A 22693-nucleotide genomic window follows, 5' to 3' on the forward strand; every position below is an offset into this window, starting at 1 on the left:
GGGGTTTTTTTTTCTTTTTTTGTTGGGGAGGGAAGGCGGGGGGTGGTTCGTTGGGGGGGGGGGGGGGGGGGGGGGGGGGGGGGAGGGGGGGGGGCTTTCTCCCCCCCCCCCCCCCCCCCCCGCGCGCCCTACCTCACCTCACGGAGATACGCATGCCGGTGAACCAGATGCCGCGCCCGTCCCGGCGGCTGCCCGTCGGCTGGGCCATCGCCCTTACGTTCGACTTCCTCGCCACGGTCCTGACGGCCCTCGTGCTCTGCGCCTTGGGCCTGCTGCTGCCCGGGATCACGGAGGACTACGGCCCCGCCACCGAGCCCACGTCGCCCAGGGTCACGGCCTTCTTCCTGGCTGCGCTCGCGCTGGTCTCGTCACTTGGAGGGACGGCGGTCCTCCTCTCGCGGGCCGGGGCCGGGCGCCCGCGCACGCTCGGCCTGTGGCTCTCGGCCGTTCGGCTCGGGCTGATCGTGCCCTCGGCCGCCGCCTTCGTCGCGTACGGCATCGTCACTGTCGAGCTCGCCTGACGCGAGCCCGGCCTACGCCGCCGGGGCCAGGTCGCGGGCGCGGGGCCGTCTGCACACTCCCGCCCGCCCTACCGCCGCTTCTACCGGCACGACGCGTCGGAAACGTGTACGCAGGTTCCCGAGGTGGAGAAGCGGCTCCGGGAAACGGCCACCAAGCTGAAGAAGACCATCAGCAATCAGAACGATTACTGACCTCGAAGTCGTCTTGTCGCAGGGGCTGACGGGTGATCGTCGCGGTATGCCGGGTGCATGAGGTATCCGCAGGGTGGGGGTCTGACCGCGGAGAGACAAGCGTTCCGCGAGCGGGTCCGGATGGAAGCGGTCGGATGTTCCTCCACGTCCTCCAGGGGCACTGCAACTCCCCGATCGCGGGGTACGCGCGCGTGGAGCGGCGGGGAGCTCTCGCTGCGGGCCACCGTGTTCTCCCCGGACGGGAAGGTCACGATCCACGCCCACGAGTGGGCCCGCCGCCTGGACCCGGCCACGTTCGGTACCTCCGTGGCCGTCTCCCTGCTCTGCCAGGGTGCGCGCGAGCTGATCGACGGAATCCCGCACTGCGTCCTCCTCGGGGGCGTGGCCGGTCCGGCCGCGCCCCGCCGGGGTCGCGCCTTGCAGATGATCAGGACCCCTGCGTGCCGTCAGTCCGGGCCGCGGTCGCGGCGAGCGTGGCAGACGGAACCGCCTGGGCTTTGGGTTCCGGATGCTCCGCCAAGCGGGCCCTGACCTTCGCAGGCACGTGCGAGTTGGCGGCGAAACTACGTGCGGAGCCGAGCCTGACGACCTCCTCGATCGACTCCGCCGTCAGGTCCTTGCGCAGAAAGAGCCGCCGAGCGGCATGTCATGAACGGCTCAGATGCAGGTACTGAACTTGCCGTTTAACCTGCGCAAGTGGCCCTGCTTCCTGCGGGACCCCGCTGGTCCGGCAGCGTAAACAGGGGGACGGCCTGCTGGGGGCCGTGTCAGAGTCGCCTCATGTCGACAGATGTTGCCTACCCCATCTTCCGCTCGCCCGACCGTAACCTGGCCCTGCGTGTGGCCTGGCAGATGGTGGCATTCGGTAGGCAGTCCTATTCCGACGTGTCCGTGGACGCCACGGTACCCACCCTGTCCGAGGTGAAGCGGCTAAGAGAGGCTTTGCCGGATTCCTGGTTCACCTGCTGGCAGGGAGGCGTGGACGCGGTCCCACCGGCCGATATATCCGATCTGTTCCGTTCGGTTCCCGCAAGAGAACTTCCCGTCGACAGCCCCGGCCTGGATGAATACCTGCCGCTTTCCGTCTCGATGCTGGACCAACCCGTGGGAAGCATCGAGGATCACTTCGCCACCGTGGTCGGCCCCTACCCGGCCGAGATCCACTGGGATTCGATGTACTGGCCAGACGCGCCGGAGCGCGGCCTGCGCGGTGAGGCGAACAACGCCAAGGTCACGCTCCTGCTCCACTGCGCCGATCGCGGCCTCGATGTCCAGGCCGACACACACACGGTCCTTGTCCACGTTCGGCGGCGCAACGGTGATGGTTACGAGGACCGCTTCGCGCAGTGGCTTGCCGAGCAGATCGGCCAGAAGGTCATCGGACCCCCTCAGCACCCGTAAGGCCGCGGGTTCACTTCCCCTCCGGCCGTAGTCCGCCGAGCCGCCACTGGGCCCGCGGCGCGAGACTGCCTGCCCGTGAGGACTCGGGCCTGTCCTTGGAAGCCGCGACGGTGCCCACGGGGTGGTGTGACGGATCTTGGCCGGGAAGTGCGCCGTTTGTGTGCCCTCGCGTGCATCGACTGCTGGTGAATGCTCCCTCAAGACGGGGCAGGCTAACGTGCAACTGCCCTTGGTGAACTGCCAGTTCGCTGCAAGGGGTGGTGCCTGGTGGCCTTGTCCCAGCATGACTACTTCGCCTGCTCGAGTCACTACGTTCGGCAGATGGTCTTGAACTCGTCCGCGAAGTCGCCGAGCGGCTCCTCCAGGAACTCGTCGAGGCCGAAGCCACCGCCCGGATCGGCGCCGAGTGGGGCGAGCGGACCGACACCCGCACCCCTGGCGCGACGCGGCCGGCGAAGTCATCGGTGTCATGGTCGGCGACAGCGAGACGGAAGGGCCGGCCTCTGCCGGCACTCGGTATCAGCAGGTGAAGACGGACCCTAGTCGTCAACGGCCCCCGGAGCCAGGGCCGGAGCCGGGAACGCGAAGCGGGCCTCGGCGCCCGACCACCAGACGCCGACGGCGAAGACGGCAGTGGCCTCCAGCAGGGCAGCGCGATCGAGCCCGCCGCAGGGCAGAGGCGTGCAGTCCATGGAGGTGATGATTTCCGCCACCCGCGCGGCGGCGCCCGGCTGGTCGGTGCAGAACGGCACCGCCAGCGGGGCCCCTTCGAAGGCCGGCCGGTCCAGGGTCCAGATGCTCTCGTGGCACACCCCGAACGCTTTCACCACATGGGCGCCGGGGGCGGCGTCCGCGATGAGCCGGGCGACGGAGGTGGCGCCGCCCGTGGTCAGGACCGGGCCGTCCTCGCCCGGCGCCATGGGAACGGTGCAGTCGATCACCGTCCGCCCGGCGAGCAGGGGGGCCAGTTCTTCGGCCAGCTGCGGCGCGGCGCCCGCCGGCACGCCGAGGAGTACCACGTCCCCGTGGGCCGCGGCCTCGGCGAGGCTGCCGTGCTCGGAGGCGCCGGTGAGCAGGGCGGTGCGGGAGGCCGCTTCGGTGTTGCGACCGCCCACCCGAACGTCATGGCCGGCGCGTACCCAGGCCGCACCGAGTGCCGTGGCCATCGCCCCTGTACCAAGAATGCCGATGCGCATGTGCTTGCTCCTGTCGTCCGTGTCGCGAGATGTACGAGGTGTGACGGAAAGGACGCTAGACGCGCCGATGCACACCACATGGTGTGCATCGGGCAGGGCAGGATGATCGTATGAGCGACGCGGCGGTAGAGGCAGACGGACAAGGCCTGAGCGAAGACCTGGGCGGCGGCGACTACGCCGCGGACTGCCAGGCGAGGGTGGCCTTCGACGTACTGTCGAACCGCTGGGACAGCGTGATCGTCTACACCCTCGGCGAGAGCGGACCCATGAGGCCGCGCACGCTGATCACCCGCATCGGCGGGATCAGCCCCAAGGTCCTCAACGAAGCCCTGCGCCGCCTCGAGTACAACGGCCTGGTCATACGCCAGGCATACGCCGAGGCCCCACCACGCGTCGACTACTCACTCACCGAGGCGGGCCTCGCGCTGCTGGGCCCGATACGTGCGATGGGCGTCTGGGCGGGACGCTACACCGGAGCCGTCCTGGCGGCCCAGGCCCGCTTCGCACCTCGAGAAGATCGCCCCTGCAGGAGCTAGCCAGGACGTTCACTACGCCGGACTTGGCCGTCGAGCGGCTGCTCTCGAGGGGGCACCGCACAGGCGCTCGGTGCCCCGTTCGTGTTCGTTCGAGTTCAGGCCGGTCGGGATGGAGGCCATGTCGTGGCAGCTGGCCTGGACCCCGGAGATGTTGCCTAGGCGGTGGCGTTCCAGCCGGATTACCCCGAGGCGGCGGGCACGTAGATCTGTCGGTGGAAGTCGGCCGCGGGGGCAGAGTCCTGGGCCCGGTAGGTGTCGAAGAACGCGGGGCGCTCGTCCTGCTTCGGCCTGGCCATGCGCAGCGTCCAGTCCGAGTCCGGGTCGTCCCACCACGTGCGGTCCATGGGTCGAGGACGGCGGCCTCGTGCGCGGCGATGTCGGCAATCTTGCGGAGGTCGGATCGTCCAGGCCGGCGCTGTCGCGGTCGGCCACGATGTTCAGGAGGGAGGCGATGACCGCGTCGCTCCACCATGCGTACGACCGGCCCCTGGCTGACATGAACCCGCTGGTGGCCGACCATCAGCAGGTCCTGGTCGAGGCCCGCGACGAAATGCCCTCGGCGGCTCGTTCCACTGTGCCACCCCCGACCTCCGCAGGGAGCGGGGTCAGGCACCCCTCGGGTGAGGAAGACACGGCGCGGACCGTCCGAGTGGTGGCTCTGCCGGCACGCCGACGACGCACGTCAGCACGGAGATCTATCAGGCTCACTGGCGGGGGAGCCGGACCTTGATGAAGTATTCGGCTTCCTCGGACAGTCGCGCACGCCGGCCTTCTTAGTCGGCGATCTCGATCTCTCCCCGCAAGGCCAACTCCGTGCGCGGTGGTACGGTCGCTCCCGGGACGGGTACCCGCTGACCTGGCTTCTCCGTGAACGGCTGCAGCTCTGCTGCCAGGGCCTTCGCATCGTCCGATGCGCTCCAGCGCAGGGATGGGAAGACCCGGGCCAGCCAGTCCGCAGGGATCTGCACCATGAAGTCGGTCATGCCGGTGTAACGACCAGAACGACCACCCAGATGGTCCGTGTTGCCTAGCCGCCCGGGCGGCCCAAGGGTGCCGAGGCTGTTCGGCGGCTGCTCGGCCGCTCGTCCCCACACCGTCTCCCGCCCCCCGGGGCGACGTGACTGAGGCTTCGAGGGGCGAGGAGCCGGCGGGCGCCCGCCGTCCGGAAGGACCGCGATGCCCTGGCGGGCACCTCCATCTGACACCACTCGGGCAATCACCCCGCTCACGATGTGCTCTGAGTGTTGCATTTACACCTGATCGGACGATCTGGGCCTGGGTCAGCCCTGGTTCAGGCGGCCGCTTCCTTCGCCAGGCCCCGGGCAGTGACGACTCGGGCACTCATTCGCCGCGTCGCGGACCCGCAGGCCTTAGCCGATCTCGATCAGCGGTCCGTCACCTGGACGGGGCAACAGACGGCCGGGACCGGTGGCGAACTGGGCGGGCGGGGGAATGATCGGCACTGACCATGTGGCGGCCCTGCCACGTGGCGTGAGTCCCGCGCCCCCCCAGGGCGTGACAGCCGCGTTCCGGATTGGCGTGGCGGCACAGCTGCGCTGGGAGGGGTGACGTGGTGGCCGCCGGGTGGCCTATCTGGTTGGGCTGTTAGCACGACCGTGGCGTTGTGGCGCCCGGTGTGCTCGGAGGTATGTTCTTAGCTGGCCTGATGAATGTTGTGTCTGTCATGCCACGACGGCTTGTCACCGCACTGGCTGCTGCCACCTTGGCCCTCGTGCCGATCGCCGTACCAGCCGTCGCGGTGGAGCGGGCCGGCGGTGGGGAAGGTGTCAACGAGATCCTGGCGCAGCGGCCGTTCCCGCCGACCGACGTCTCACTGTTCACGCCGCAGGTGTATCCCGCTTCCGGACCGATGACACCGGCGGCAGGTCCGGCGCTCACCGAGCAGCAGCTTGCGCAGCGGCTCGCTACGACGCTGGCCCGACGGTGCGGGGCATTCCGCGCCGCTCAGGGGGTAAGGCTGTTCGCCACTGATCCCGCGCTGCGGCAAAGGGTTCCGGACCCGGTGCTACGGGCCTCGGCGGCGTCGCTGCTGTGCACGTTCGGGGAACCAGGCATCGCCGCACTGCGAAGCAGCGCCATCTTCACCCGAGTCCGCTTCGCAAACCTGCCGCCGGCCAGCATCGCTCAAGTCAGCCCTCCAGACCCGGGGGAGACGCTGCCGAACATCCTGGTGAACCAGCGCTACCGGTTCGAGGACTTCCGGCAACTGGCATCAACTCTGTTCCACGAGACTCTGCACCAGGACCCCAACGTCGGCAACAAGGAAGAGCTCATCGCCGGCTCGTTGGACACGCTGGTGCAGGCACAGCAGTACCTGACCGTTCCCTCGCTGGCGACCTCGGGCACCGAACTCACCCGCCGCCTTAACACCAAGCTCCTGGCCCGTATCAACAGCGGCCCCGGTCCCCGCCTTGGCCTGTTCACCGCGAACGGCCCCAACGTCTACCCGGGTGGTACTCCGCTGCCGTTCTTCGCCGCCGCGTTTGCCTCCGGCGGACCCGACACCCCCGGCAACGCGACGCTTCGTGCCACCCTCCGCTTGATCGCCGAGCCGGGCGCCACGCCTCCGCCGAACGCGAACTTCGACGACACCACCCTCGCATTCATCGACGCCAACCAGGGCTTGACCTCCCGCGAGGTACTCCAAACAGCCCGGATTCTGCGCCTCGGCATCCCCGACTGAATGAAGGAGGTTCCGAATTCCGGTCTGACGGTCGCCCTGGGGAATCCGCTGCAGCGGTGTCGGCCGCAGGTGACCGCGTCCGGGGTCGGCCACCTCGCCGGGGCGGCCTGCTGGTCCACCTCGGTGGGGACGTGGCGTCGAGCCTGGTGGGGCGGCTTTGCCACTGGCCGGTGAACAACTGCTCCGGCCCGGCGGCACGAGCAAAGCGGAGGACGGTGCTGAAGCCCCTGCCGCCGGGCTTTGGCTTGGGGAGCTGTCGGTCTTCGACGCGACTGCCGCAGCGGTTCCGTTCCTGTGGGGTATCGCGGTGACTGACTCTGTCGCCAGCCGCTCCGGTGTGATCCAGCTGCTTGGGGTGCCTGACGAACGGCGAACCAATCGACATGTAGCGGAGCGTGATGCTTAGGCGGTGGTCTGAAGCTCAGCCCGTGTGCGCCCCAGACGGTCACCGTCTCACCTCACATCCTGCGCCGCCACTCACCCCGAGCGCGAGGAACTTACAGGTAGCCGTCCTGCCCTCGTTTCCGCTCCCGCCAGGATTCCCGGCGTGCCCGTACGAAGGCCGTGAGCGGCGCTCGGAATGCAATGATCGCGGTCAGTGCGACTGCGGCACCGCCCCAGGCCATCAGCGACTCGTACGTCGAGGCGATGCGATGCGACCACGTGTTGCTCACGCTGAGACGGACCGTGAGGGGAGGCGTCAGTGTGCACAGGGCGCGGTCCGAGTCGCGCTGGAACGTGGTGAGGGCCAGTAGAAGCGTGTAGTCGCCCGGCTCACTTGCGGACACGCTCCATCGCCACTGGGCATTGTCACCGGGCTCGGCGATGACCTGTTGCGTCCGGGTGTCGGCGAGGAGCCGAACCCGCACCTCGCGGTGGGCGGAGGTGAGGGAGGCTCCTTGCACCCCTCCCACCCGGAAGGACCGGGTCTCCGTGCCAGGTTCGGCTGCCGCGGACCGGCCCGCAGTCCCGGCGCTCAAGGCCTCCAGCCAGATTCTGTAGTCGACTGCACTGTCGACCGATGCCGACACGTGCGACTGGTAGGAGAGACGGCCGTCAAGTAGCTGCTTCCGGTCTTTCACCACGTCGGCCTGGAACAAGGCCTGATCAGAGGACTCAGCTGAATCGCCTCCACAGCCGCTCGCTGTCAAGACGACGGTCAGGACGATGCCCAGAACGCGGAACAACGCTGAGCACCGGCGGGGACAGCAGCGGTTCCGGCGACCCGTGCCCCTCGCAGGCACAGTGCCCGAAGCCACCATGGCCACTCCCCGAAGCTGTGCGCAGCCCCGTGGCCGGCCGCGCGGCGTGCGTGAGTAATTCTTCCTCTGCGGCAGCCGTGTGCAGGTCGTTCTGCAGTGAAGTCCCCCCAACCGGTGACTGCTGTAACCGTTTTGACCGCGCGGTCGGCGCCGCCACGGCTCACTCGGTGCCGTCGGTGCCGTCGGTGCCGTCGGTGCCGTCGGTGTCCTCGGTGAGGGTGCGGTAGACGGTGGCGACTGACGGGTGTTCGCCCTTGTTCTAGCCGGCGGGGATGACGAGCTTGCGGGCGATCTCGAGGACGGGCACGTTCTGGGCGCACAGGGCTCGGGCCTAGGCGGCCCCGTCCGCGGGCGGATGCCTGGCCTGCGAATACGAAGCGTGACGGCCTTCACAAGGGGGCTGTCTGCCGCGGGATACGACAGGTGCCCCTTACGTACGAGGGGCTTGCCGCTGCGGATGCGGTGCTCTGCGGGCAGGTCCACGATGGGATGAGCCATGACCTCGTCAGGGGATGAGGAGGATTCGGGTGGGCTTTGACCGGCTGCCGCCCAGGTGGCTTTTCTCGGGTACTCAGGATGCCTTTCTGTCCGCGGTGGCGGGGGCATCGTCCGCTGATGCGCTGGAGCAGGCTCGCGAGTACGGGGTGCTCCGCAACATCCTGGACGGCACCTCTGCAGCGGTGGCCGTCCTGGACAAACGGTTGCGCTACCTGTACGTCAATGCCGCCATGGGCCGGATGGGCGGGGTGCCGGCCGCAGCGTTCCTGGGCCGGACCATGACCGAGGTATTGCCGGACATCCACCGCTCCGACGAGATCCTGCGCATGGTCCTCGCTGACGGACAGCCCCGGGCACTGGCGGTCACGGGCCGCACGCGCGCGACTTCGCCGTTCAGGCGCAGACAGTGGAGCGCGGTCTACCACCGGCTGGAGGACAAAGGGCGGGTGCTCGGCCTGTGTGGCATCGGAGTGGAGGTCAGCGGGCTGCGCCAGTACATAGACGATCTGGAGAAGGCCCACCAGCGGCTGGCGCTGCTGGACACCGCGGCCATGCGGGTCGGCACCACGCTGAGCGTGAACACGACCTGTGCCGAGCTGGCCGACTTCGTCACACCGAGCCTGGCGGACGCGGCGTGCGTCGATGTCATCGAAGACGAACCGTACGGGGCGCCGCCTCCGGCCCCGGGCATTCTGCGCATCCGCATCGCCGCCGTCGCCGGGGACCCGGAGATCCTTCGGCAGATGGAGCGGATCGGAAGAATCGGGGACCACGTCGATGTACCGCGAGGCTCGCCGCTGCGTCACTGTCTCGATACCGGTCGGCCTTGGATGGGCAACCTCGCCACCGACGAGGTGTTCCGCAAGATGACTGCCCGGCGCGAAGACGTAGCGGTCGTGCGCGCCGCTGGTATCCACTCCGCCCTCGTCATTCCGCTGCCGACGAGGGAGCACCCGGTTGGTGCCCTGTTCCTGGCCAGAGCCGGAGATTCCGGACCGTTCACGGATGACGATGCCGTGGTGGCGCAGGACTTGGCCGCCCGTGCCGCTGTCGCCATCGACAACGCCCGCCAGTACACCCTCGAGCACACCATGGCGCTGGAGCTGCAACGTGCCCTGCTGTCCGAGCCCGGCAGCCCCCACCCGGACATCGAGGTGGCCTCCCGCTACCTGCCCGCCGGCCGCAGCGCGCTCGTCGGCGGCGACTGGTTCGACTCGATCCCCCTGCCCGCCGGCCGCACCCTTCAGGTCATGGGCGACGTGATGGGCCACGGCTTCACCGCGGCCGTCGCCATGAGCCACTACCGCTCCCTACTGCGCAGCCTGGCCCTCTCCACCACCTCAGTCGAAGGACTCCTCGCCGATGCCGACCACCGTGGCGCCGGCATCGGCCTCGACCGGTTCGCCACCTGCCTGCTGGCCCTCATCGACCCCCAGCAGGGCACAGCCACGATCTCCAGCGCGGGCCACCTGCCCCCGGCGCTGCTGCACAGGGAAGGCCGCACCGAGCTGCTGCCGGTACCGGCCGGTCCGCCGCTGGGCGCCGAACTGGGCGGCTACGAGGCGCTGACCTTGCCCATCCCTCCCGGGGCGGTCCTGCTGCTGTACACCGACGGCCTGGTCGAGCAGCGCACCTTGGACATCGACGCTTCACTCCAGTGCCTGACGGACCTGCGCCTGACCGTGGACGGACCCCTTGAGGACATCCTCGACACCATCCTCATGCACCTGGTGTCCGGTCCTGCCGAAGACGACGTCGCTCTGCTCGCAACCCGCCTGCACATGCCTGACTGACGGGTTTTCGGAGGTGCTGGACCGGATGGCCGCGGTGGAGCCGGTGCTGCGATCACCGCGCGTCAGGGTCAGGGAGCGGTGGAACCGAGGGTGCGCCGAGCCTGCAGCCACACGCGCTCGAACTCCTCCGCCGTGACCTCGCTGGAGTGCGTTGCTCCCTCCCAGGCCGTGAGTCTGCCCTCGGCGATCACGCCGTACCGCTGCTGGTAGCGGCTCATCGTTTCGACGTCGGACCGCTCCTGATACCGCAGTACCTCCTCCAAGGAGGCAGCGGTCACCGCAGTGCCGTCGCCGCCACGCAGATCCACCTGCCGCGTCACCCACCCTTCCTCGTCGCCCTCGAAGTACTGCCACAGATCTTGGTCTTCGTCGTACACGCGGATCCACTGAGGCATGCAGCCATGCTTGCGCAGGCTCCAGGCCCGAAACGAGCGCACACGCCGCTGTAAGCATCGACGGCGCCCCGCGGCCGTTGCTGCGGCCTGGGCGGATCGTTGGGCAAACGAGTGCTAGCGGGTGGACGGTGAGGGGGCACCGGGCGCTTTGCGACGCTCGCCGCGCTCTGCGAGGTACTCACGTTGCCAGCCGGGCGACCTGCTTACTGAGGTTTTCGGGTTGTCGTCGGGTAGTGACGGGTGATCCCTGTGGTAGGCCGGTGGGGTGAGGTATCCGGAGGGTGGGGGCCTGACTGCTGAGCGTCGGGCGTTTCGTGAGGGGATCCGGCTTCAGGCCGGCGAGAGGTTCGAGGTGGGTGAGAAGACCACGGTGATCGCGAAGGAACTGCGAGTGAGCGCGCGGTCGGTGGAGCGCTGGCGTCGTGCCTGGCGCGAGGGGGTCATGGAAGCTTTGCGCTCCGCGGGCCCGGCGAACTCCCCGACCGTCACCGATGCCCAGTTCGCCGTGCTGGAGGAAGAACTCGGCAAAGGGCCGTCGGACGGGGCTTCGACCAGATCGGCTATACCAAGGAAACGAGCGTCCATTCCAGTCATGCTCGCGCATGCCCGACCCGAGGCATCTAGAGGGTGATCCGCTTCACATCATCCCGTCTCGCTATGCAACACCTTCGGCTGCCCACCGCGGGGGCGGCCGCTCCGCTCGCCTCCCGAGCCGTGCCCGCTCCGGCCCCCAGACCCGAAGGCTTCGCGCCGGACCCCTCATTCCCTGTCGAGCCACGCCCTGAGGTTAAGGGCCTCCATGCCGGTAACACTGCCTTCCGCAAGCAGGTACCGGGCATAGCGCCGCATGACCTCTACCCGGTATGGCCTCGGCACCGCAAGCACACTCATGTACTGCTCGTACGTCGTCCCCGCAACCACGACGTCCCCCGACAGAGACATAGTCAAGAGCCCACCGGTCCAAGGCCGGGCAGGGCCCAGAATCCCGGACGGATTCCGCCCAGCCACACTCCACTTCTCACCCAGCCGCACACGGGCCCAGAGCGTCTCCGACTCGTCGTCCTCGCGAACAGCAAGAAGAAACTCCCGATCCTGCCCCAACAACCCGAACCGAGAGGCCAGACGTCCCCAGGCATCATTGACGCTCTGCACAGGGTCAGCACAGTCGAACTCGACAACCACATCCACACGGCCGTCCAACGGCCCGCATGACGTCGCCAGACCAACAACGGCCGGCGGACAGACTTCCGCAATCTCCTGAACCGCCACGAGAAGAAGACCCTCCGAAGCGAGGAGGGCCGCCAATGAGCGTGTATCCACATGTTCCTTCTGGGTAAAGCCCAGCGGTTCTCCGGTCTCCGGACTCCGCCGCGGCACGAGGACGGCCATTCTTCCACCGCGGGCGGGGCAGGTTGGCAGCCCCGCCCCGCCCCGCCCCAACGACAGTGCCGCCGCCGGCCGCGATCGGACCTGTTCGGTCGATGACGGCGGTGGCTTCGACCTCGACCGGGAGGTCGGGCTCCGCCAGGGCGGCGACGCCCACCCCGGTGAGCGGCGGGACCGCGGTGCCCCCAGCTGCGCGGCCGCCCGCGTCACACCCTCCACGAACAGGGGCACCTTGTCGTCGAGGATGTCAGCCCCAAGATACTCGACCGATCGAGAAAGTGTCGCCCGGAGCGGCGTAGTCGACGGGGCCGCCGAACCGGGCCGAGGCATGTGCCACCGCATCCTGCGGTGTGAGGGAGCGGCCTACATGGGTCACGATCAGCCGGCCGACGCGGGCCGCGGCGGCCGTGTACTGAGGTTTTCAGGGTGGGGTGGGTGGGGTGATAGCCAGGCCTGTGGCGGTGAGGCAGCCGTCGATCAGGCGGGGCCGAAGTTGGATTTTGCGTATCTCGCGGCGGAGTTTGCGGTCGAGGTCGTCGGGTGGGGCGAAAGCGGTGTTGGCCATCGCTCTGCGCACGAGTGACCAGACGGCCTCGACGGGATTCAGGTCGGGTGCATACGGCGGGAGGCGGACGGTGGTGAGCCAGTCGTGCTCGGCTTCGTACCGCTTCAGCCCTGCTGCGAGGTGGGTGTTGAGGTTGTCCCAGACCACCACGATCGGAGCGCCGAGCTGGATGTGAGCCCGAACGAGCAGGTCGCGGTAGTCCTTCCAGGAGAGGCTCTTGCGTGCGCCCTTCAGTAAAAGACGGGTGCGGGGCCGGTGGATGAGACGGCTCTTCTCTCCGGGCTTGTAGCAGCACAGTGCAGCGACCGAGGTCCGGCGACGGGACCTGCCCCTCACCCGGATCACAGGGGTGTGCCCGCGCCGGCCCCAGGTGCGGGCGCGGCGTCATCGAGAAGCCGGCCTCGTCCTCGAAGACGATCCAGGCCCCGGATGCCGCCGCGAGGCTTTTACCCAGGGCCACACCTCCTTCTTCCACAGCTCCACCGCGTGCTCGTCGCGTTCGAGTGCTCTGCGTGCGGGTGCCTGCCAGGACCAGCCGTGCCGTTTCAGCAGCCGCCATACCGTCGTCACCGACAGGCTCACCCATAGCCGATGGCGAATCACTGCCTGAACCCGGGCCAGGGTCCAGCGTTCGTCTTCGAAGCCGTGCGCCGACGGCCCTTTGCCGAGTTCTTCCTCCAGCACGGCGAACTGGGCATCGGTGACGGTCGGGGAGTTCGCCGGGCCCGCGGAGCGCAAAGCTTCCATGCCCCCCTCGCGCCAGGCACGACGCCAGCGCTCCACCGACCGCGCGCTCACTCGCAGGTCCTTCGCGATCACCGTGGTCTTCTCACCCACCGCGAACCTCTCGCCGGCCTGAAGCCGGATCCCCTCACGAAACGCCCGACGCTCAGCGGTCAGGCCCCCACCCTCCGGATACCTCACCCCACCGGCCTACCACAGGGATCACCCGTCACTACCCGACGACAACCCGAAAACCTCAGTAGCTGGGAGGCTGAGGACGCCGTGGGCGAATGAACCGTGCCCGCCGTTCGCTCTGCCCGGCAAGACCGAGCGTTCCCTTCCGCTATCTCGCGGCCGGCGCCTACTGGTTCGACGAGACGGGCGCCGACGGCCACGACGGCCTCAACAGTCGCCCACGGACCTGAAGAGCCCAACCGGCGTGACTCTGGGGGAGCCGCAGCCGGCCGCGGTTCACGATCGAACGGTCACGCGCCGCCACATCGGCCGACCGAGTTCGTGGGGCTGGGCATGGGGCAGAAAACCGTTTCGCCACCTGAGCGAGCCGGATTCGCCCGGCCGGCCCAGGAATTCGGGCAGGCGTCCGACGCGCCGATCTACGACGCCGTCGAACGACAATGGCTCGCCGAGGGCCGAGAAGTACCCCGCCGCCCCGGACTGGCATGGGGCGGCCAGCGCCCGGTGAACGTTGACGGGATTTAGGGCGCGCACGTGTTCGCGAAGCCCTACACCGGTGATAGACGGTAGCAATCACGACCTTTTGATGCTCCGGTGGAACTGGGAACATCGTCGCGGAAGTCGAAGTGGCCTCGCTGCCCAGCACTGCGAAAGCCCTTCACCGCCTGCTCTGAAATCTCCAGGCAGAAGCTTGAGACCAGGGGCTTTGACTTGCTCGCCCGATGGAGGCTCAGCGACCCCTCGTACCGCCCGGGCCGGAGGTTCCAGTCGATCGCGTTGAACAGGATCGTCGGTTGCTGAGGCCTGTCCTGACTGATGATCAGCGGTACCGGGTCTGCCTCACGCCGGTAGGTGAGGCCGCGCCTCTCGTGGTCATAGGTCCAAGAGCCCGTCTCGTCCCAGAAGAACTTGGGCTCGTCGGTGCCGGCGATCGGACCGGTGGGCCGCAGTCGAAGTTCCGCGCTCAACACCATCTCGAGGTCCTCGGTCTTGACCCGGGTGGACAGCGTCGGTTGAAGGTAGAGCCACACATCCTTGCCCTGGGCGACTCGTACGAGGTGCGGCATGGCGACGTCCATCTCCGGCTGCCGTCGTAGCTCCGCGAGGTTGTATAGCGATACGAGCAGTGCGACCAGGCCGGTGGCAGTGCCGACCCACAGATGAGCCGACTCGAATCGCCACCTCCGCGGGCGGTGACTGGTTCGGGTGTCAGGAGCGTCAGGGCCAGCGGGCGGGGCAGAGTTCACCATGTCAGTCTGAGCAGATCCACTGACCACAGTGACGCGCGACATACCGTTCGCCTCTCCTCCTCTGCGCCTGGACGTGATCCCGTAGGACGGCAAAGCCGGGCCGCCGCCCGCCGCCCACGACTACCTGTGGGGGAGCATGCGGGTGTCGCCCGGCCGGTTCGGCGGATCGGCCGGGCGGCGGGGTTCGGGGGTGGGTGCCTCTGGTGGGTATGGGACGGCCTGGGGGTCACCCGTGGAGGGTGTCGTGCGCCACCTCATCCAAAGCCCCGCCTCGCGGACGCGTGCCCGTACGGTCGCCGTGGTGTGCGTCCTGGCGTTGGCGGGCCTCGGGGCCGCCCCGAGCCCGAGTCCGAGTCCGGCGCCGCAGATCCGCTGGGGTGCCTGCCCCATGCCGGCGAAGGCCGTGCCCGACGGGATGCAGTGCGCGACCATCGAGCTCCCGCTCGACCACGCCCACCCGGCCAAGGGGAAGACCACGGTGGACCTGGCCCGGATCCGGGCCGTCGATCCCGACAAGCGCCTCGGCTCGCTGCTGCTGAACTACGGCGGGCCCGGCGCCTCCGGCATCGAGGACCTTGCCGCCTACCCCGAGTCCTTCGCCGTCCTGGGCGAGCGGTACGACCTCGTCGCCTTCGACCCGCGCGGGGTCGGCCACAGCGACCCCGTCACCTGCGAGGGCGAGAGCCCGGTCTCGGCGGAGCTGGTCACCACCGGTGGATTCGACGCGGCCGAGGTGCTGGGCGAGATCCGCGCCCAGGCCCAGCGCTGTGCGAAGGACTCCGGCCCGGTCCTCCCGTACATGGGGACCGTCGACGTCGCCCGCGACATGGACGTGTTGCGCCAGGCCCTCGGGGATCGGAAGCTCAACTTCCTCGGCTTCTCCTACGGTTCTCGGCTCGGCGCCGTGTACGCGGCGCTGTTCCCGCAGCGGACCGGCCGCATGGTCCTCGACGGAGTCGACAACCTCACCGACTCGCTGGCCGGGCGGTCCCTGACCACGGCCCGGGCCCGGCAGCAGTCCCTGAGCAACTTCCTGACCTGGTGCGCCCGTCGCGACGACTGCGTCTACGGCACCGACCCCGGTACCGCCGGCGAGAAGGTGGCTGCTCTCATCGAGCGGCTCGACCGCACGCCGCTGGTCGGCGACGACGGTACGGAACTGACGGGGCAGCTCGCCGCGGGCGCCGTCGGCCAGGCCCTCTTCTCCAGGGCACTGTGGCCCGACCTCGCCGACGCGCTGGCCACGGCCGAGCGCGACGGTGACCCGGCGGGCTTGCTCCGGATCCTCGACCTCCACGTCGAACCCGCGGGGGAGGAGCCGAAGGACCAGGGCCCCGATCAGATCCCCGCGGACAACTCAGGGGCCGCCCTCATGGCCGGAACTGTGCGGACGACCCGGACCGGTCCCTCGACCAGGCTTCACCGGCCGCCGCGCGGAAGGAGGTCGCACGCCTGGAGGAGGAGTTCCGCAAGGCGTCGGCGGTCTTCGGGCCGCACCTGCTGGCGCTGGCGCTCACCTGCTACGGCCGCCCCGCCGGCACCGACTTCATCCAGAAGATCGACCACCCGGGTGCCCCGCCGATGCTACTGGTCGGCACCAGGGGCGACCCGTCGACCCCGTACGAGTGGACCGAGAAGACCGCCCGGAGGCTCGGGTCGGCGGTGATCGTCGACTACAAGGGCGAGGGGCACACCGGCTACCTGTCCTCGCCCTGCGTGCGCGGCTACGTGAATCACTTCCTGCTAGACGGGCAGTTGCCGGCCGGGAACCGGACCTGCCCGGACGAGGGCTGACGAGGGCCCGGAGGGGCCGGTCCGACCGGGTTCGTGCGGCGGGTGCCTATGGCGATAGCGGAGACGGTGGGGCTGGTCGACGGCGACGACCTCCGCACACCCACCGGGCCGGCCGCAGGCCGCCGCCCAAAGCTCCTGACAGAAGCCCTTCGTCGTGTGACTGTCGGTTTGGATGCTCGTTGGTCTGGTCGTGGGGAAGGGGGATTCTCGTCCGTGGATCGTCTCGGACGAACTGTGGTCATTGATCGAGCCGTTGTTGCCGGTTCCGGGACCGAAGCCGAAGCCGGGGAGGCCGCGGGTGCCGGACCGGCAGGCCTTATGCGGCGGAGTGTTGTTCGTGCTGCATACCGGCATCCAGTGGGAGTACCTGCCCCAGGAGCTGGGCTTCGGGTCCGGTATGACCTGCTGGCGCCGCCTCGAGGCCTGGGATGAGGCCGGTGTCTGGGGCCGGCTCCACGCCGTTCTGCTCACAAAACTGCGGGTCGCGAAGCAGATCTAGTCCAGTTGCGCATGGGACAGGCCAACGTCCACCGGTGGGTCGACGACCTGCTTCCGCGTCGAAGGCTTCGCCACCCACCACCTGCCACTGGACGACGTTCCGCAGGCGTACGCGGACTTCCAGGCGAAGACGTGCCCGGCGGCTGGGAGAGGCTGTCCCGGGCAGCGGGACCCTGGATGCCCTCTGGTCGCCGGCCGACTGACCCGCCGGTCGGTTCGTCCGGCGGCGGCCGTCTCCACCGGCCACTGCCCGGGCTCGCCCGCGGGGCAGCAGTGGCAGGGCCCGGTGAGCCGTGCGAGGGTGAAAGAGATCCCACGGAACCCACACCGGCCAGTTGGGCACACGCGGCCTTCCAGTCCGAGCCGAGGCCCGGTGGGAGGAGTCTCATCATGGCGATCCCGGAGGAATTCCTCGACCCCGTAGCCCTCGGCAACTCGCCCGCGCAGGCGTTTGCGAGCCACCGGGAAAGGGCGAACGGCATCGCCCGGTACGTCGCTCATCTGCATCCGCTGGAAGCGATCGGTCCGTTCCTCCGCGTGGTGGATGAGGACCAGACGATCTGGCTCATGGCCCATTTGCACGCCGCGGCGGATGATCCGGCGTTCGCGGTCAACCGGAAGCCGAGCCTGGAGCTCGTGCACGAAATCCTGCCGTGGCTGACCGCGGGCAACGGGCTGGTGGGTACGGGCGAGGACTACGACATGGGCCTCAAGGGCCTGATGACCATCATCTGCCGTTATGGGGACCTTTTGAGGACCGAGGACTACGACTACATCCTCGAGAAACTCATCCTCCCCGCCCGCGGTCAGCCGCATGGGCCCGGCGGGATCATCGAAGGTGAACCGATCTCCGGTCCCCACACGCTCATGATCGAGTTTCTGGAGGCGCCGGTCCTCGGAACCAGTTATTCCGAGACGGAAAACCATCTCCTGATGATCGAGAGCTCCCGATATCTGGTCAACCAGATCCTCCACGAGCGGACCGGAGGCGCTCAGTACGACAACAAAGCCAATGGGCTCAGCGATTGGCTGCTCCATCGCGCCCTCCAGCCCATCGCCCGGCACGACTTCCTGGAGTTCAATTCCCGCGTATATGCCCGTCTTTCGTTGCATTCCCTGCTGAACCTGTACGAGTTCGCCAAGGAGGAGCGGATCAGAACGGCTGCGCAGATCCTGCTCGACTACACGATGACCAAGTTCGCCGTGTCCAGCACCAGAGGGCACCGCATCGCCCCGTTCCGGCGGGTACAGGCGAACATCAACCATCAGAACAACTGGTTCAACAACATTCTGAGCGAACGGGGTGAACAGGTTTCCGGCTACTTCCTGGCCTATACCGGGTTCACAGGCGCCGACGGGAACCCGGTCAGGTTCCCCGGTCACCTCACCTACAATGCGGTGATCGCGGGAACGGCGGCCTACCGTCCTCCGCCGGCGGCGTACATCCTGGCAATGGACCGCAACAGAGCCGCGATCCACCGCTTCTACCACGGGAAACGCCCCAGGCTCACAGCGTCCCCCGAGGACGCCGAAAGCGGGCTTGAGATCTATTATAAATCTCCGTCCTTTCTCCTGTCGGCCGGTGGGATGTTCCTGACCAGCGGGTACGGTAACGACCACCTCGATATCTTCAAGGAAGCCTGGAACGAGACCTCCAGGGCCCAGGCGACGACGCTCATCCCGACGCGGCGCGACGTGGCATTCGCCGACCTCATCAGATTCGAGCCGTTCCCGGATCCCTCTGTCGATCCGTTCGCCGACGATGTCGAAGATCCGGACAAGCATCACACTCTGGGCGTGAACATCGGGGTTCACGAACGGATCATCGCAGGCATGAGCATGCGTCCCGCTGAATTCAAGAGGGTGCTCGAAACGTCGACGTCAGGTCATCCCAGCCTCACGACTCACGGCGACCGGGTTTTCGCGTCCTGGATGGGATACCTGGACAGCACCATGGGCGGCACGCTGGCCCCGGCCGAGATCCACGTGGCCAGGGTGCAGTACACGAACCTGCTGGGAATCCCGGGAGTCGAAGGTTTCACGGAACGAATGGCGCACCCTGCGAAGACCGTCGTTCCTCCCGCCCTGGCATCACACGGTGGCCGGATCTTTTCTGCCTGGAAGGACGACGACAACGAGCTGAACCTGGCCTTCGCCGTTCCCGGGACGCCAGGATTCCAGGGGTCGAAGAAGTTTTCCGAATCCAGCCATCTCAGTCCGTATCTGGTCTCGCACGGGGGCAGACTCCTCCTTGCCTGGATCGGCCGCGGAAACAAGAAGATCAACGTGGCCAAGGTCGTCCTCGCAGGGAACACCGCCGGCGGTCTCGTCATCGAGAGGCTCGAGGACAAGGTCGTCATCGACCACGCCTCCAGCGATGCCTCACCTGCGCTGGCGTCCCACAACGGCCGGCTGTTCCTCGCCTGGCGGGGCTCCGGCAACACCCAGTTGAACCTGACGTTCTCCAACGACGGTGGCCACACGTTCGAGGCCGCCACACCGCTCCCCGATGACTCCAGTGACTTCGCTCCCTGTCTGGCTTCCCACGCGGGCCGACTCCTGCTCGGCTGGACCGGCCGCGGCAACGGCAAGGTCAATCTGGCGAAGGTGGTCCTGTGGGGCAACACCGCCGGTGGTTTCGGAATCGAGGGGATCGAGGACAAGAAGGTGCTGGACGGATCCTCCAGCGACGCCGCCCCCGCACTGGCGTCATGCGACGGCAGGTTGTTCCTGGCGTTCAAGGAGGAGGACGGCGAGGTCATCGACCTCAGACTGTCGAAGGACGGTGCGTTCGAGCCGGCAGGCCCCTGGTTCTGGGGCGACCTGACCGACATCGGGTTCCACTTCGCGGCGTACCGCGTACCGACGCTCCTGGGCACCACACTGGGCTTCGTCTACGCACGTGAGGCGGACGAGAACGGCATGGGCTTCGAGGAGTTCAAGGAAACCGTGCTCGCGCTCAACCAAGACCTCCCGCCCTTCGGCGACGTGGGCGTCACCCTCGAGTTCCGTGCGCCGTTCGGGCAGGAGTACAAAATATGGTTCGAGCCGACCGGACAGAAGTACAAGGCCCGGATCACCACGTCCGCCGACGGATCGGACGGCGATCTCAGCAGGCTTCCGCTGGTCAGCGGCGAGTTCATGCGGTCGACCGGCCATGACGGCCTGATCGAGATAAGCCACCCCGGGTGCGGGGTGCCCATCGAACTCGACTTCAGGAACCCCGACAAACCGAGCCGCAAGGACAACCTGAAGACGTGCCCCCAGCCATGGATCGACCGCGCCAACGCCCTCCGAGCCTTCGCCCAGTCGCTTGGGGCCGCCCGCAAATACAAAGCGGCCGCCCAAGCCATGATCGACCGGATCAAGGTGTACGAGGCACTCGCCAAGGCCGATCCGGACCGATTCCGCGAAGACTGGGCCGACGCCGTCTTCAGACTGCTCTGGGACTACAGGGCATCGGATACCGCAGTGACCCTGACCCTGGGTGAGCAGGGCTTGCGGGAGTACGAGGTCCTGGCTGGTCTGCGCGGCGCCGGTACGACGGTACCGGTGAACTATGACAACCTCGCGCCCTTCACTCCGAACGGGTTCTGGGATTGGCCCCAGCTTCCCGGGACGCTCTTCGGCTTGGCGCTTGCGGCGCAGAGGGCGGGCGACCACGCGGGGGCGGCCGCGTGGAAGGTCAGGGAGGTGCGGGTCTGGGAGCGTCTTTTCCGGAGGGACCCGGTCAAGTACCGTCCGGAGCTGGCCAAAGCCATCTTCACCCTGCTCTGGAACTTCAGGGCATCGGACACTGCCATGACCCTGACCCTGGGTGAGCAGGGCTTGCGGGAGTACGAGGTGCTGGCGGGTCTGCGCGGCGCCGGTACGACGGTACCGGTGAACTATGACAACCTCGCGCCCTTCACTCCGAACGGGTTCTGGGACTGGCCCCAGCTTCCCGGAACGCTCTTCGGCTTGGCGCTTGCGGCGCAGAGGGCGGGTGACCACGTGGGGGCGGCCGCGTGGAAGGTCAGGGAGGTGCGGGTCTGGGAGCGTCTTTTCCGAAAGGACCCGGTCAAGTACCGTCCGGAGCTGGCCAAAGCCATCTTTACCCTGCTCTGGAACTTCAGGACAACGGAAACGGCTACGGCATTGGCCTTGGGTGAACAGGGCCTGCGGGAGTACGAGGTCCTGGCGGGTCTGCGCGCCGCCGGTACGACGACACCGGTGGACTACGACAACCTCGCGCCCTTCACTCCGAACGAGTTTTGGGAATGGTCCCTCCTGCCCGGAACTCTCTTCGGCCTGGCGCTCGCGGCGCAGAGGGCGGGTGACCACGCGGGAGCCGCCGCCTGGAAGGTCAGGGAAGTTCGGGTCTGGGAGCGTCTCTTCCAGACGGACCCGGCCAAGTACCGCCCCCAGCTGGCCGAAGCCATCTTCACGCTGCTCTGGAACTACAGGACAGGCCTGGACGCTTCCCTCGCGCGGGCCCTGGGCGAGCGAGGGCTGCGGGAGCAGGAGATCCTGGCGGGCCTGCGCCCAGCCGGTTCGACGCTACCGGTGGACTACGAGGTCCTCGCGGCCTTCACTCCCAACGAGTTCTGGGACTGGCACGACCTGACCGGCGCGCTCTACAACATGGCACTCGTCCACAAGAAGGCCGGGGACCCCGCGACGGGTGTTCAGTTCATGCACCGACAGGTAAAGGTCTACGAACGCCTGGTCCAAGTCGATCCGGCCAAGTACCAGGCAGCGCTGGAACAGGCCCGAGCGGACGCGGCGGCCTTCATTCCTTAAAGTGAGTGTCTTCCCTGTGCGCGGAAGCGCCGGCGTTGACCATCAGGACGATGCTCACGATGACGTAGGCGGGGGCGTCACCGCCGTCCTGGAGGCGGGCGATCTCTGCGGCATCCGCAGGGGTGGCAAGCCGGGGTTCGGACACGGTGTTTCCCTCCTCGAAGGGGCGGGTGGGGCCCACGGGTTATGGGCGCCGGCCGCGTGGAGTCGGCGCAGGGTGCGGTGGCCGGGCTCGGTGGGCCGCAGCGGCGTGGGAGGCCGTGACCGCGGCTGTGCGGGGGGCGATGAACGTGTTCGGTCAGTCGCAGATCCCGACATGCAGGATGGTGGCCCAGTCGCTGGTGACCAACAGCAGGTTGCGCCACCAGATGTCGCCCGTGTGCGGGCCGTCGACGTCGCCGGAGCTTCGGACGGGCCCCAGGTGTGCTTCGACGAGGTCGGCGATGCCATCGGCGAGTTCGCCTGCCCGCCGGATCTCGGCGGGCAGGCGCAGGCTGGGGTCCGAGTACCTGTGGGCGGGCTGCATGAACCCTTCGGTCACCTGTCGGCGGAGAATGTCCCGCCAAGCCTGTGGTGACTCGAACGGGTCGACCGACGTTCCTACCCGGTGACCGGTGGACCCCGCGTCGTACACGGCTTGAGCGAGGCCCTTCATCCAGTCATGACCGTGTGTCATCCCAGGTGTCATCCCAGCCACTGGGACTACATGGAACAGATATATGGACGACACGTGGTTGCAGTCGTCGAGCAGGTCCTCGAGCGGTTCAGCCGCCGCTGACACCGCGTCCGGAGCGTCGAGCGGGTTCGGCATGGGCGTCTGGGGTCCTTTGTGAGGTTCGGCGCTTCAGCCTCAGTGTGTCGGCTGAGCACGTTCATGTTGCGGGGTTTCGAAGGCGACTTCGGCGGGCGGCAACCTTTGCGAGACCGGCCTTGGGGAACATTTGAGGCAGCCGATATCGGCTGCCTCAAATGTTCCCCAAGGCCGGTCTCGCAAAGGTTGCC

Annotated in this window: 16 protein-coding genes and 7 pseudogenes; 13 read left to right on the forward strand and 10 right to left on the reverse strand. The window is 68.1% G+C overall.

All coding sequences use genetic code 11. The annotated features are described in order from the left end of the window. Window positions 1-152 precede the first annotated feature (152 nt). From ACZ6I1_RS33685 to ACZ6I1_RS33705, 5 genes and pseudogenes are all read left to right on the forward strand, one after another. Window positions 153-521, forward strand: coding sequence for a hypothetical protein (locus ACZ6I1_RS33685; protein WP_469292822.1), 369 nt, complete (start codon window positions 153-155; stop codon window positions 519-521). A gap of 249 nt (window positions 522-770) precedes the next feature. Beyond that, window positions 771-842 (forward strand): annotated as a pseudogene (locus ACZ6I1_RS33690) (helix-turn-helix domain-containing protein); the annotation flags it as partial. A 2-nt stretch (window positions 843-844) separates the two neighbouring features. After that, window positions 845-1076 (forward strand): annotated as a pseudogene (locus ACZ6I1_RS33695) (hydroxymethylbilane synthase); the annotation flags it as partial. Window positions 1077-1493: 417 nt separating this feature from the next. Next, the gene (locus ACZ6I1_RS33700) at window positions 1494-2114 is read left to right on the forward strand and encodes a hypothetical protein (RefSeq protein WP_469292823.1); all 621 of its coding nucleotides are present in this window, start codon (window positions 1494-1496) and stop codon (window positions 2112-2114) included. A gap of 267 nt (window positions 2115-2381) precedes the next feature. Further along, window positions 2382-2548 (forward strand): annotated as a pseudogene (locus ACZ6I1_RS33705) (IS256 family transposase); the annotation flags it as partial. Between the two features lie 105 nt (window positions 2549-2653). Here ACZ6I1_RS33705 and ACZ6I1_RS33710 read toward each other — a convergent pair. Beyond that, window positions 2654-3388, reverse strand: a complete 735-nt coding sequence (locus tag ACZ6I1_RS33710; RefSeq protein WP_469292825.1) for an NADPH-dependent F420 reductase — start codon at window positions 3386-3388, stop codon at window positions 2654-2656. Window positions 3389-3420: 32 nt separating this feature from the next. Here ACZ6I1_RS33710 and ACZ6I1_RS33715 point away from each other — a divergent pair, with 32 nt between their 5' ends. Then, window positions 3421-3846: a winged helix-turn-helix transcriptional regulator gene (locus tag ACZ6I1_RS33715; RefSeq protein WP_469292826.1), complete on the forward strand. Its 426-nt coding sequence runs from the start codon at window positions 3421-3423 to the stop codon at window positions 3844-3846. 179 nt (window positions 3847-4025) lie between these two features. On the opposite strand, the gene ACZ6I1_RS33720 is transcribed toward ACZ6I1_RS33715, so the two are convergent. Then, entirely contained in the window at window positions 4026-4190 is a 165-nt protein-coding gene (locus ACZ6I1_RS33720; RefSeq protein WP_469292827.1) for a hypothetical protein, read from the reverse strand. Between the two features lie 429 nt (window positions 4191-4619). Further along, window positions 4620-4829 (reverse strand): hypothetical protein, encoded by a 210-nt coding sequence (locus ACZ6I1_RS33725; protein WP_469292829.1) that lies wholly within the window; start codon window positions 4827-4829, stop codon window positions 4620-4622. 749 nt (window positions 4830-5578) lie between these two features. Here ACZ6I1_RS33725 and ACZ6I1_RS33730 point away from each other — a divergent pair. Then, window positions 5579-6550, forward strand: a complete 972-nt coding sequence (locus tag ACZ6I1_RS33730; protein WP_469292830.1) for a hypothetical protein — start codon at window positions 5579-5581, stop codon at window positions 6548-6550. A 497-nt stretch (window positions 6551-7047) separates the two neighbouring features. Here the strand turns inward: ACZ6I1_RS33730 and ACZ6I1_RS33735 are convergent, their stop codons facing one another. Further along, window positions 7048-7650 (reverse strand): hypothetical protein, encoded by a 603-nt coding sequence (locus ACZ6I1_RS33735; protein ID WP_469292832.1) that lies wholly within the window; start codon window positions 7648-7650, stop codon window positions 7048-7050. Between the two features lie 755 nt (window positions 7651-8405). On the opposite strand from ACZ6I1_RS33735, the gene ACZ6I1_RS33740 reads away from it, so the two are divergent. Further along, window positions 8406-10103, forward strand: a complete 1698-nt coding sequence (locus ACZ6I1_RS33740; protein WP_469292833.1) for a SpoIIE family protein phosphatase — start codon at window positions 8406-8408, stop codon at window positions 10101-10103. Window positions 10104-10171: 68 nt separating this feature from the next. On the opposite strand, the gene ACZ6I1_RS33745 is transcribed toward ACZ6I1_RS33740, so the two are convergent. After that, a complete protein-coding gene (locus ACZ6I1_RS33745; protein WP_469292834.1) occupies window positions 10172-10498 on the reverse strand; it encodes a hypothetical protein in 327 nt (108 codons plus the stop codon). Window positions 10499-10763: 265 nt separating this feature from the next. Here ACZ6I1_RS33745 and ACZ6I1_RS33750 point away from each other — a divergent pair. Further along, window positions 10764-11036 (forward strand): annotated as a pseudogene (locus tag ACZ6I1_RS33750) (helix-turn-helix domain-containing protein); the annotation flags it as partial. Between the two features lie 221 nt (window positions 11037-11257). Here ACZ6I1_RS33750 and ACZ6I1_RS33755 read toward each other — a convergent pair. From ACZ6I1_RS33755 to ACZ6I1_RS33765, 3 genes and pseudogenes are all read right to left on the reverse strand, one after another. Continuing rightward, a complete protein-coding gene (locus ACZ6I1_RS33755) occupies window positions 11258-11887 on the reverse strand; it encodes a hypothetical protein (RefSeq protein WP_469292836.1) in 630 nt (209 codons plus the stop codon). 418 nt (window positions 11888-12305) lie between these two features. Then, window positions 12306-13373: pseudogene (locus ACZ6I1_RS33760) on the reverse strand (IS630 family transposase). Window positions 13374-13915: 542 nt separating this feature from the next. Continuing rightward, window positions 13916-14446, reverse strand: coding sequence for a hypothetical protein (locus ACZ6I1_RS33765; RefSeq protein WP_469292837.1), 531 nt, complete (start codon window positions 14444-14446; stop codon window positions 13916-13918). 586 nt (window positions 14447-15032) lie between these two features. Here ACZ6I1_RS33765 and ACZ6I1_RS33770 point away from each other — a divergent pair. The 4 genes and pseudogenes from ACZ6I1_RS33770 to ACZ6I1_RS33785 form a co-directional block, all read left to right on the forward strand. Continuing rightward, window positions 15033-15521 (forward strand): annotated as a pseudogene (locus tag ACZ6I1_RS33770) (alpha/beta fold hydrolase); the annotation flags it as partial. 602 nt (window positions 15522-16123) lie between these two features. After that, window positions 16124-16411 carry an alpha/beta hydrolase gene (locus ACZ6I1_RS33775; protein WP_469292843.1) on the forward strand — a complete coding sequence of 96 codons (288 nt, stop codon included), beginning with the start codon at window positions 16124-16126 and terminating at the stop codon, window positions 16409-16411. 172 nt (window positions 16412-16583) lie between these two features. Next, window positions 16584-16907, forward strand: a pseudogene (locus ACZ6I1_RS33780) (transposase); the annotation flags it as partial. A 392-nt stretch (window positions 16908-17299) separates the two neighbouring features. Continuing rightward, complete coding sequence (locus ACZ6I1_RS33785) at window positions 17300-21691, forward strand: hypothetical protein (protein WP_469292838.1); 4392 nt, start codon at window positions 17300-17302, stop codon at window positions 21689-21691. Here ACZ6I1_RS33785 and ACZ6I1_RS33790 read toward each other — a convergent pair. Together ACZ6I1_RS33790 and ACZ6I1_RS33795 are read right to left on the reverse strand one after the other, a co-directional pair. Then, window positions 21681-21836 (reverse strand): hypothetical protein, encoded by a 156-nt coding sequence (locus ACZ6I1_RS33790; protein WP_469292840.1) that lies wholly within the window; start codon window positions 21834-21836, stop codon window positions 21681-21683. The two genes, ACZ6I1_RS33785 and ACZ6I1_RS33790, sit on opposite strands and share 11 nt — an antisense overlap. 153 nt (window positions 21837-21989) lie before the next feature. After that, entirely contained in the window at window positions 21990-22502 is a 513-nt protein-coding gene (locus tag ACZ6I1_RS33795) for a hypothetical protein (RefSeq protein ID WP_469292841.1), read from the reverse strand. Window positions 22503-22693 lie beyond the last annotated feature (191 nt).

It is taken from the genome of Streptomyces sp. NPDC046303, from assembly GCF_055588085.1.